This window comes from Halobacillus sp. BBL2006, assembly GCF_000786645.1.
Lineage (GTDB): Bacteria > Bacillota > Bacilli > Bacillales > Halobacillaceae > Halobacillus.
Window position 1 is genome coordinate 1 of the sequence record NZ_JRNX01000031.1, and the last position, 10307, is coordinate 10307.

A 10307-nucleotide genomic window follows, 5' to 3' on the forward strand; every position below is an offset into this window, starting at 1 on the left:
AAACACAAAAAGATGTAGCGGATATGATGGGGATTTCACAGTCCTACATATCCCGACTAGAAAAGAAAATCATTCGCAGGCTGCAACGGGAGTTTGACAAGATGGTATAAAAATTCCAATTACATCTATGCATAATTTTTCCTTCCAGGGAGATACTGAAAACGTATTCTAGCTTCCTGGGAGGGTCTTGCATTGACACGAAATAAAGTAGAAATATGCGGTGTAGATACATCTAAACTTCCTGTTCTAACAAATAAAGAGATGAGGGCCCTGTTTATACGTTTGCAAAGCGGAGAAATTGAAGCCCGTGAAGAGCTGGTAAATGGTAATCTTCGCTTAGTACTGTCCGTCATACAGCGCTTCAATAATCGTGGGGAGTATGGAGATGACTTATTTCAAGTCGGATGTATCGGATTGATGAAATCTATTGATAATTTCGATTTAAGTCACAACGTAAAGTTTTCTACTTACGCTGTACCGATGATCATCGGTGAGATTCGCAGGTATTTGAGAGACAATAACCCAATACGTGTTTCTAGATCCTTGAGAGATACGGCTTACAAAGCTTTGCAAATGAGAGAAAAAATGATCGGAGAAACGAGTAAGGATCCCGCTCCACACGAAATCGCGGAGCGAATGGGAGTTCCACATGAAGATATCGTATTCGCGATGGATGCTATTCAGGATCCAGTTTCGTTGTTCGAGCCTATCTATAATGATGGAGGAGATCCTATTTTCGTCGTCGACCAGTTAAAAGATGATAGGGAAACGGATTCTATCTGGCTTGACGAACTTTCATTGCGAGAAGGTATGAAGAAATTAAATGATCGTGAAAAAATGATTTTGACAAAACGCTTTTTTCAAGGAAAAACACAAATGGAGGTTGCTGAAGAAATCGGTATTTCGCAGGCTCAGGTGTCCCGCTTAGAGAAAGCAGCAATCAAAGAAATGAATTCATCTATGTTTCAATAATTAAAACTTACGCTTCTGTTCTTCAAAACAGAAGCGCTTTTTTATGTTCAAAATTAGTTAGGGAACAGATATCACGTGTTAAGGAACAGAGAAAAGAAGATAGGGAACAGATAAGTAACTATGGGGAACACAGGGAGTGCGCTTTATTAATTCAAAGGTGTCTTTCAGGTCTCCCGGCTCCTCTCCGCATTTCTAAACAAGTCATGGGGTTATTCTGCATATAGTTTAACAAAGGAGTGATCGAGTATGAAAATTACGGAGTTACAGATGAAAGACGTCATTGCAATGGAAACGGGGGAAAGACTAGGCTATATCACTGACTTAGACATAGATACACAGAGAGGGCGGCTGCAAGGATTGGTGCTCACACTAAAAGGAAAGGCGATGGGACTCTTCGGTAAAGAAGAGGAGCTTGTCATCCCTTGGGATCAGATTGTCAATATCGGTGCAGATGTGATCCTGGTCAAAAAGAAAGGTTACACCGGAATTTCTACAAGTCAAAAGTCAGAATCAGACTAAATTAACGAGAAATACGCAGAAGAATGTGTTAAAATGAAGGGAAATTGAGGTGGTAAAATGGTTGAACCCTTCAAACACGAGACTTTACGACAATTAACTTGCTTTCGTGAACATAAAAATCTAATCGCTGGAATAACAACCCGCCAAGGCGGTTATAGTCAAAAGCCTTTCGATTCGTTGAATATGGGTCTGCACGTTCCTGATCGCGAAGAAATCGTTTTAGAAAATCGCAAAGAGTTGGCGGATGAAATTGGCATTCCTTTAGAAAGATGGGTGATGGGCGAACAGGTCCATGATAAAAAGGTGAATGTAGTTACTGAGGAAGACCTTGGAAAAGGAGTTTTTTCTCACACATCCGCATTAGCAGGAGTGGACGGTTTGATTACTAATCAACCCGATATTCTCTTAGCGGCTTTCTATGCGGATTGTGTGCCGTTATTTTTCTGTGATCCACTTGAAGGATGGATTGGTGTAGCGCATGCAGGCTGGAAAGGGACCGTTAAAGGCATGGCTGCTGCGATGATTAATGAATTGATTGGACAAGGGTGTTCAGTAGAAAACATTGAAATGATCATCGGCCCTTGCATAGGATCTACTCATTATGAAGTTGATGAGCGCGTGAAAGACGGAATTCCTCAGTCCCACCATTCTGAAACAATTAAGGAACTGGGAAATGGTAAGTACTTGTTGGATTTGAAGAGACTGAATGAAAGGGTTGCGCTGGAAGCAGGAGTTCATTCATCTCACATATTTACTTCAGGGTATTGTACATACGAGGAAGAGGCTTTATTTTATTCCCATCGACGCGACCAAGGAAAAACCGGACGAATGCTCGGTTATATAGGTTGGAAAAGTTGAATAGCGGGAAGGAGTATAGGGATGGCAGTAAAAGAAAACCTGGCTGAGATCAAAGAAACAATCGCACAAGCATGTGAGAACTGTGGACGATCCATAGATGATATCACGATTATTGCTGTCACTAAATATGTAACAATTGAGCGTGCGAAAGAAGCTGTTGAAGCAGGTATAAAAGATCTAGGCGAAAACAGGAAAGAAGGATTTCTAGAAAAGTATGAAGCGATCGGTGATGAAGTGAATTGGCACTTTATCGGATCCTTACAATCAAGAAAGGTAAAAGAGATCATCAATGAAGTTACGATGATTCATTCCTTGGATCGAAAATCTTTAGCCAAAGAAATCAACAAACGTTCCAATAAGCCAGTAAAATGCTTTGTGCAAGTCAACGTCAGTGAAGAAGAATCCAAGCATGGCTTACAGATGGATGAGGTTGAAGATTTTGTTGAGATGGTAAAGGATTATGAGAACATCAAAGTTGTTGGCTTGATGACAATGGCCCCTCACACCGATGATGAAGAGAAGCTTCGAGGCGTATTCAGGCAGCTTAGGGCTTTAAGAGATCGCTTAAGAGACAAGCATCAGGCACATGCTCCTTGCGAGTATTTGTCTATGGGAATGAGCAACGATTATGCGATAGCCATAGAAGAAGGAGCCACACATATCCGAATCGGTTCAAGCCTAGTCGGACAACAAAACTAAACTGAGGTGATCAGGATGAGCATGAAAAATAAATTTCGTTCATTTTTTACGCTGGATGATGAATATGAATACATTGAAGAGGAAGTCGACGATGAAGAAGTCGAAGAAGAATATGAGCCGAAACAACGAAGTAATAGAAAACAAGAGACACAAAACGTTGTCAGCTTAAAGAGTGCTAAGTCTTCTTCCAAAATGGTATTAAGTGAGCCGAGCAGCTATAACGAGGCCCAGGAAATTGCCGATCAACTCGTCAGTCGTCGTGCGGTCGTTATTAACCTTCAAAGAGTCGATCATCATCAAGCGAAGCGAATTGTAGATTTTTTGAGCGGTACCGTATATGCTATAGGTGGAGACATTCAAAAATTAGGTGCACAAACATTCCTGTGCACACCGGATAATGTAGAAATTTCCGGTTCGATTTCAGAGATGATTTCGCAGGAAGAAGATGAACTATACAGAAGGTGGTAACTCATGGCTTTTTTGTTTAATATTTTGATGACAGTTATGCAAGTATATAGCTGGATTCTAATCATCTACATCCTACTCTCCTGGTTTCCCGGGGCGAGGGAGTCGAGTTTCGGTGAGATTCTAGGGAGACTGGCAGAACCTTTTCTTGAACCGTTCCGTAGAATCATTCCTCCACTAGGAATGATTGATATTTCTCCGATCGTAGCGATTCTTGTTCTTCGCTTTGCATCTCAAGGACTGCAACAATTATATTTCATGATTTTTTAATTTGAAAAAGGGAGCAGGTTAAGAGACACAAGTCAAGTGTTCTTCAATCTGTTCCTTTTGTTGATGTGTGGAGGTTTTTTTATGGATGTCTATCAACATTTCCGGGAAGAAGAGCGGCCTTTTATTGACCAGGTTCTTTCCTGGCGTGAGGACGTGGAATTGAAATACCAGCGCAAAATAAGCGATTTTCTAAACCCGAGAGAGCAACTGATTTTGAAAACGATTCTTGGCAATACACCTGATCTCGTTTATGGTCTCTCAGGTGGAAGAGAAAGCACGGAGAGAAAACGTGCGATCATTGCGCCTGAGTATGAGGTTATTGAAGAACAGGATTTTCAGCTGACTTTGTTAGAGGCGACATACCCTCAGAAATTTGTAACACTTGAGCACCGCGATGTGTTAGGGGCATTTATGTCTCTAGGTGTGAAAAGAGAAAAGTTGGGTGATTTAATTGTTCAGGATGGGGTCATTCAAATCATTGCGGCTTCGGAAATCAGTGATTATATTAAGATGAACTTGACTGGGGTAAAGAAGTCAAATGTTCAATTTGAGGAGAAACCGATGTCACAGCTCCTTAATAACTCTGAAGAGTGGAAGAAAAGTGAGACAACCGTTTCATCTCTTCGCTTGGATGTTCTCCTTAAGGAGATCTATGGGATGTCCAGAAAAAAAGCGAGCATGCATGTCGAAGCAGGTAACGTAAAAGTAAACTTCAGAGTTGTGGAGAATCCAGCCTTTTTGTTAGAAGAAGGGGATCTTTTATCGTTAAGAGGTAAAGGACGGAGTCGCCTTGAGCAAATACAGGGGAAGACAAAGAGAGAAAAGTTCAAAGTAACTACGGCTAAATTGAATTAAATAGATGGCAGAAGAAGGAATTCGTTGGTAAATGTCGAATCCAATACGTACCGGAATACGATGAGGAGGTGTTTGGTGTGCCTTTAACACCATTGGATATTCATAATAAAGAATTTACGAAAGCTTTCAGAGGCTATGAAGAAGATGAGGTAAACGAGTTTCTTGATCAAGTGATCAAAGACTATGAGATCGTCATCCGCCAAAAGAAAGAGTTAGAACGTGAGGTAGACCAATTAAATGAGCGGCTCGGTCATTTTAACACGATTGAGACAACGTTAAATAAGTCGATTCTGGTTGCACAGGAAACTGCAGAAGATGTAAAAAATAATGCAACTAAAGAATCGAAGCTTATTGTCCAAGAGGCTGAAAAGAATGCGGATCGGATCATTAATGAGGCTCTTGAAAAGTCAAGGCGCTTAAATACGGAAGTCGAGGAAATGAAAAAACAGGCTAAAGTTTTCAAAATGAGGTTGCGCAAGTTAGTAGAGGCGCAGATTGACATGATTGAGAACGACGACTGGGATCACATGTTTGATACTGAACTTGAAAATAAAGAAGATGTGAAACAAGAACCACAGAAGGAATTGACTTCACAAAATTCATAATTTCCAAGTAGGGTACATATCGTGCACTAATTTATTCTAAAGGGTGTCGTTTTGAAAACGACACCTTTTTGCTTTTCACCTTTCTTTTTGTGGTACAATAGCCTAGGAATATGTTTCATGGAGGCCGTCTATGTTTGTGTATTATTTAATAGCTATCGCAGTTATCATACTTGACCAATTGACTAAGTGGTTGGTTGTTTCGAACATGCAAATTGGGGAGAGTATACCCATAATAGAAAACTTTTTTTATTTGACATCCCACCGTAACCAGGGAGCTGCCTGGGGGATATTACAAGGGCAAATGTGGTTTTTCTATATCATTACAATCATCGTAATCGGAGTCGTTGTCTATTACATTCAGCAGTATGGGAAAGAAAGTAAGCTTGCAGGTGCGGCTCTTTCATTAATTTTAGCTGGAGCGATTGGGAATTTTATTGATCGTGTTCTTCGAAAAGAAGTCGTGGATTTTGCGGATACGTATATTTTCACCTATGATTTTCCGATTTTTAACGTGGCAGATTCTTCACTTGTCATCGGAGTCATTTTAGTGATGATTGCTACATTTTTAGATGAGCGTAAGAAGAAAGGAAGTTTAGAAGCGTGAGTGAACAATATCAAGTTTTAGAGAGCGATCAGTCAAAACGGATCGATAAATTATTGACTGAAGTCGTTGAGGATGCATCGAGATCACAAATACAAAGCTGGCTTAAAGACCAGCTGGTATTGGTAAATGAAGAAGCAGTAAAAAGTAATTATAAAGTACAAGAGGGAGACAGGATTACCTGGAGTATTCCAGAGCCTGAACCGCTTGAAATTATTGCAGAGAATATTCCAATTGACATCGTATACGAGGACAAAGATGTCGTTGTAGTGAATAAGCCTTCCGGAATGGTTGTTCACCCCTCAGCGGGCCACCACTCAGAAACTTTGGTAAATGCACTTCTTTACCATTGTCAAGATTTATCAGGGATCAACGGAGTGGAGAGACCTGGAATTGTCCATCGTATCGATAAAGATACTAGTGGACTATTGATGGTAGCGAAGAATGACAAAGCTCACAGATCTCTTGTCGAGCAATTGCAAAATAAATCGGTGGAGCGAAAATACGAAGCGATTGTTCATGGGATGATTGCTCATGAATATGGTACCGTAGATGCTCCTATCGGCCGCGATCCTAAAGACCGTCAACGAATGGCAGTTGTTGATGGAGGCAGAGATGCTGTGACACACTTCAGGGTTCTAAAGCACTTCCAGGACTTCACTTTAGTCGAATGCACTCTTGAGACAGGAAGAACACACCAAATTCGTGTTCATATGCGTTACATCAATCATCCTTTAGCGGGCGATCCAAAGTACGGACCGCGTAAAACATGGGGGCTTAATGGACAGGCGCTTCATGCGAAATCATTAGGATTTGATCATCCAAGGACAGGAGAATGGATGAAGTTTGAAGTAGAACCGCCTGAAGATTTTACAGGAATGATTACCTTTTTAGAAAATAGAAAGTAAAAAATTAGATGAAGCTGTCTCAACCATGGGACAGCTCTTTTTTGAAGATTTCCCATAATAAATCGGAAAGGATGAGCCGCATGAAAATGGAAACAAAAGAAATACTTACTCAAGTGGAGCAGACATGGACCTTATATCGTTTGGAGAACGATCAAGGTATGAGTGTGAATTTTTTAAACTACGGAGGCATCATTACTGATATTTCTGTTCCTGATAACGATGGTCAAATAGAAAATGTCGTCCTGAGATTTAAAAACTATGAAGATTATATAAGTAATCCTGTGTTTTTTGGAGCACTGGTCGGACGGGTTGCAGGAAGAATTAAAGAGGCATCTTTTTATCTAAATGGACAAACTTATCAGCTCGGAAAGAATGAAAGAAGTCACCATTTACATGGCGGGCAGGAGGGCTTCCATTCAAGAGTTTGGAATGTTACTCCGTATGAGAACGAACAGGAAATTGGAGCTAAACTTTCCCTTAGCAGCCCGGCTGGCGATGGAGGCTATCCTGGTAACGTGGAGGTTGAAGTCACCTATATTCTTACTAATGACAATCGCTTCATCATTGACTACAAGGCTGAAACAGATGAAGTGACTCCTCTCACTTTAACCAATCACGCCTATTTTAACCTTAGCGGAGGCGCAAAAAGAACGATTGACAACCATGTGTGTTTGATTGACAGCACAAAAATAGCTGAGCTTGATGAAGAACTGATTCCAACAGGGGAATGGCTGGACGTTAACAACACGCCATTTGATTTTCAAAATAAAAAAGAACTGAAGAACGTTTTTACAAATGAAACAACGCAACAGAAAGTAGCTAGTGGAGGGATGGATCACTACTTTAAATTTAATGGCGAAAAGGAAAGCGCTATTCATCTGGAGGACCCTGAATCTGGGCGTACTCTCGATGTAACAACAGATCAGCCAGGTGTGGTTATCTATACTTCTAATAGTTTACCGGAAGGAATAAAATTATTAGAGGGAGAAGCGAGGAGACATGTCGGCATTTGCCTGGAGACTCAAAGCTCTCCAGCTTCCTTACATGAAAAGGGTTTTCCAGACGTACTCTTGAGCCCAGAAAATCCTTATCATAAACGAACCGTATTCAGTTTTGGAAAGCGAAGATAATTTTATCCATTGACAAATTTCGCTCTCTTTGCAATAATCAAATGTAGAATTAAATAGTCCTTTAAAGACAGTCCCGTGAGGCTGGAAAGGTTTCGGAATACACATGCGAGACATGTGTCTAAATCCCTTTTCTGCCTCTGTGCGGATAAGGGATTTTTTAGTGCCTTACAAGAAGGACAATGTAAGCAGCTGTATGGAGGGATCCCAAAAATGAAAGCAAAAGCAACTGTACTTGATGATGCAGCGATTCGAAGAGCACTTACCCGTATCTCCCACGAAATCATCGAAAAAAACAAAGGAGTAGAAGACTTAGTGCTCGTCGGGATTAAAACAAGAGGTGTGCCAATCGCTCAACGTCTAAAAACAAAAATTCAGGAAATTGAGGGAAAAGACCTCCCTGGTGGAGAGCTTGATATCACTTTATACCGGGATGACTTGACACCGAAGAAGGAACAGGCTGAACCAGAGATCAAAGAAACGAATATACAAGCTGATATAGATGGAAAGAAGGTCATCCTAGTAGATGACGTATTATATACCGGTCGAACAGTGCGTGCCGCAATGGACGCCCTGATTGATCACGGTCGGCCCGCTCAGATCCAACTGGCTGTTCTCGTCGATCGAGGACACAGGGAACTTCCAATTCGAGCTGATTTTGTAGGAAAGAACGTGCCAACCTCTCTTGATGAGGTTGTAACGGTAACGTTATCAGAAACCGACCAAGAAGATGAAGTTAAGATATTTGAAAAGTAAAATGAAATGACAACCTTTAAATAAAGTCCCGTGAGGCTTATAAGGTTCGTATTGAAGACACGTGTGCAGAAAACACGTCTACCTCTTTGCGTACCTATAAGCGCAAAGAGGTTTTTTTATGGAGAAACAAAGAAAAGCGGAGGCGAATGTTCAGCGAACTTGACCGTCTGGACAGAGTAAAACAGAGACAATTGTTCAGACAAAAAAGGAGTAACTTGAGGAGGAATAATTATGAAACAACATAAAGCAGCACTTAACGTTAACGAAGTACCAAAAATGCATAAATGGTTGACCTTGAGTCTACAACACTTGTTCGCCATGTTCGGCGCAACGATTCTAGTACCATTCTTGACGGGACTATCCCCGTCTGTCGCCCTTGTATCGAGCGGGTTCGGTACGCTAGCATATCTTTTGATCACCAGAGGAAAAATTCCAGCTTACCTAGGATCAAGTTTTGCTTTTATCGCTCCAATTATAGAGGTCTCTAAATCCAGCGGAGTTGCTGGAGCTATGGTAGGAAGTTTCCTGACGGGGCTTGTTTACGGGCTCGTCGCTCTCCTTATTTCCTTATTTGGAACGAGATGGTTAATGAAATTGTTGCCGCCTATCGTCGTTGGACCTGTCATCATTGTTATCGGTCTCGGTCTTGCTTCAACAGCTGTGGACATGGCTATGTACTTGCCAGGTCAAGAAGAAAATATTTATAGTGGCACGCATCTGATGGTAGCTCTTGTAACGCTTGCGATTACGATTATCGCATCGATCTTCTTCCGCGGATTCTTTTCTTTAGTACCAATTCTGTTCGGTATCATTGGCGGGTACGCATTTGCTATGACACAGGGAATCGTCGATACGAGCGGTATTCAGGAAGAGTGGTCAGCGATCACTTCGGCCGGCTCGATCGGAGGCGTACTAACAGCGATCTTCCAAGCACCAGACTTTGTTGTACCATTCGTTGATTTCAATCCATTTCAAGTAGTCAGCTGGGAGATTGCTGCGCTTATGATTCCATTCGCTCTTGTAACAATTACGGAGCACACAGGTGACCAGATGGTTCTATCTAAAGTCGTAGGCAAAAACTTTTTGAAAGAACCAGGACTGAACAAATCCATCTTGGGAGATGGGGTAGCGACGATGATCGCCTCATTCTTAGGTGGACCTCCGAACACGACTTACGGTGAAAACATAGGCGTGCTCGCTATTACTCGAGTTTACAGTGTGTTTGTCATCGGAGGAGCAGCGGTCATCGCCATCGTATTCGGATTTGTCGGCATGATCACGGCTGTCATCAGTTCGATTCCAACTGCAGTTATGGGCGGGGTTTCCATCCTTCTCTTTGGAATTATCGCTTCCAGCGGACTCCGCATGCTGATTGACAACCAGATTGACTTTGGTGAAAAACGAAACTTGATTATCTCATCTGTTATCCTTGTCATCGGAGTTGGTGGAGCATTCGTCCAAGTCAATGAAAATATTCAAATCGCTGGCATGGCACTAGCTGCCATCATTGGGGTTCTTCTGAACTTGATCCTTCCAGGCAAAGAAAAAGGAGAAGGAAATGGGAGTATGTTCGAAGCACCAGAACAAGAAACTCAGAACGAACAAAGAAAAAATGGCGTCGCTTAGTCGAAACCAGCACACGTTTTAATTGAGTCCCGAGAGACTCACAAAG

At 41.6% G+C, this 10307-nt stretch carries 14 protein-coding genes; all 14 read left to right on the plus strand.

The features are described from left to right. Positions 1-110: sigma factor-like helix-turn-helix DNA-binding protein (locus tag LD39_RS21900; protein WP_156112545.1), on the plus strand; the 110-nt coding region annotated here is incomplete at its 5' end. Positions 111-192: 82 nt separating this feature from the next. Then, entirely contained in the window at positions 193-972 is a 780-nt protein-coding gene (sigG, locus tag LD39_RS01400) for an RNA polymerase sporulation sigma factor SigG (protein ID WP_035542070.1), read from the plus strand. A gap of 246 nt (positions 973-1218) precedes the next feature. Then, positions 1219-1491: a YlmC/YmxH family sporulation protein gene (locus tag LD39_RS01405; RefSeq protein ID WP_035542072.1), complete on the plus strand. Its 273-nt coding sequence runs from the start codon at positions 1219-1221 to the stop codon at positions 1489-1491. A gap of 57 nt (positions 1492-1548) precedes the next feature. Beyond that, positions 1549-2349 carry a peptidoglycan editing factor PgeF gene (gene pgeF, locus LD39_RS01410; protein ID WP_035542075.1) on the plus strand — a complete coding sequence of 267 codons (801 nt, stop codon included), beginning with the start codon at positions 1549-1551 and terminating at the stop codon, positions 2347-2349. A 21-nt stretch (positions 2350-2370) separates the two neighbouring features. Then, positions 2371-3048 carry a YggS family pyridoxal phosphate-dependent enzyme gene (locus tag LD39_RS01415; protein ID WP_035542078.1) on the plus strand — a complete coding sequence of 226 codons (678 nt, stop codon included), beginning with the start codon at positions 2371-2373 and terminating at the stop codon, positions 3046-3048. 15 nt (positions 3049-3063) lie between these two features. Further along, entirely contained in the window at positions 3064-3516 is a 453-nt protein-coding gene (locus LD39_RS01420) for a cell division protein SepF (RefSeq protein WP_035542081.1), read from the plus strand. Positions 3517-3519: 3 nt separating this feature from the next. Then, positions 3520-3783, plus strand: coding sequence for a YggT family protein (locus LD39_RS01425; RefSeq protein WP_035542084.1), 264 nt, complete (start codon positions 3520-3522; stop codon positions 3781-3783). A gap of 81 nt (positions 3784-3864) precedes the next feature. Beyond that, positions 3865-4638, plus strand: a complete 774-nt coding sequence (locus tag LD39_RS01430) for an RNA-binding protein (RefSeq protein ID WP_035542086.1) — start codon at positions 3865-3867, stop codon at positions 4636-4638. 77 nt (positions 4639-4715) lie between these two features. Further along, positions 4716-5243 carry a DivIVA domain-containing protein gene (locus LD39_RS01435; protein ID WP_035542089.1) on the plus strand — a complete coding sequence of 176 codons (528 nt, stop codon included), beginning with the start codon at positions 4716-4718 and terminating at the stop codon, positions 5241-5243. Between the two features lie 130 nt (positions 5244-5373). Continuing rightward, positions 5374-5847, plus strand: a complete 474-nt coding sequence (gene lspA, locus LD39_RS01440; protein ID WP_035542092.1) for a signal peptidase II — start codon at positions 5374-5376, stop codon at positions 5845-5847. Next, a complete protein-coding gene (locus LD39_RS01445; protein ID WP_035542094.1) occupies positions 5844-6752 on the plus strand; it encodes an RluA family pseudouridine synthase in 909 nt (302 codons plus the stop codon). Before lspA ends, LD39_RS01445 begins: the two co-directional genes overlap by 4 nt. Positions 6753-6832: 80 nt before the next feature. After that, the gene (locus tag LD39_RS01450; RefSeq protein WP_052158680.1) at positions 6833-7882 is read left to right on the plus strand and encodes an aldose epimerase family protein; all 1050 of its coding nucleotides are present in this window, start codon (positions 6833-6835) and stop codon (positions 7880-7882) included. A gap of 210 nt (positions 7883-8092) precedes the next feature. Next, positions 8093-8635: a bifunctional pyr operon transcriptional regulator/uracil phosphoribosyltransferase PyrR gene (gene pyrR / locus LD39_RS01455; RefSeq protein ID WP_035542097.1), complete on the plus strand. Its 543-nt coding sequence runs from the start codon at positions 8093-8095 to the stop codon at positions 8633-8635. A 231-nt stretch (positions 8636-8866) separates the two neighbouring features. Beyond that, positions 8867-10261, plus strand: coding sequence for a solute carrier family 23 protein (locus LD39_RS01460; RefSeq protein WP_035542098.1), 1395 nt, complete (start codon positions 8867-8869; stop codon positions 10259-10261). The last annotated feature ends 46 nt before the right edge of the window (positions 10262-10307 follow it).

Bases quoted from the DNA above. Each gene is read 5' to 3' on its own strand.
- LD39_RS01425 (WP_035542084.1), top strand. From the start codon at position 3,520: ATGGCTTTTTTGTTTAATATTTTGATGACAGTTATGCAAGTATATAGC.
- LD39_RS01450 (WP_052158680.1), top strand. From the start codon at position 6,833: ATGAAAATGGAAACAAAAGAAATACTTACTCAAGTGGAGCAGACATGG.
- LD39_RS01430 (WP_035542086.1), top strand. From the start codon at position 3,865: ATGGATGTCTATCAACATTTCCGGGAAGAAGAGCGGCCTTTTATTGAC.
- LD39_RS01405 (WP_035542072.1), top strand. From the start codon at position 1,219: ATGAAAATTACGGAGTTACAGATGAAAGACGTCATTGCAATGGAAACG.
- LD39_RS01415 (WP_035542078.1), top strand. From the start codon at position 2,371: ATGGCAGTAAAAGAAAACCTGGCTGAGATCAAAGAAACAATCGCACAA.
- LD39_RS01420 (WP_035542081.1), top strand. From the start codon at position 3,064: ATGAGCATGAAAAATAAATTTCGTTCATTTTTTACGCTGGATGATGAA.
- pyrR (WP_035542097.1), top strand. From the start codon at position 8,093: ATGAAAGCAAAAGCAACTGTACTTGATGATGCAGCGATTCGAAGAGCA.
- lspA (WP_035542092.1), top strand. From the start codon at position 5,374: ATGTTTGTGTATTATTTAATAGCTATCGCAGTTATCATACTTGACCAA.
- LD39_RS01460 (WP_035542098.1), top strand. From the start codon at position 8,867: ATGAAACAACATAAAGCAGCACTTAACGTTAACGAAGTACCAAAAATG.
- pgeF (WP_035542075.1), top strand. From the start codon at position 1,549: ATGGTTGAACCCTTCAAACACGAGACTTTACGACAATTAACTTGCTTT.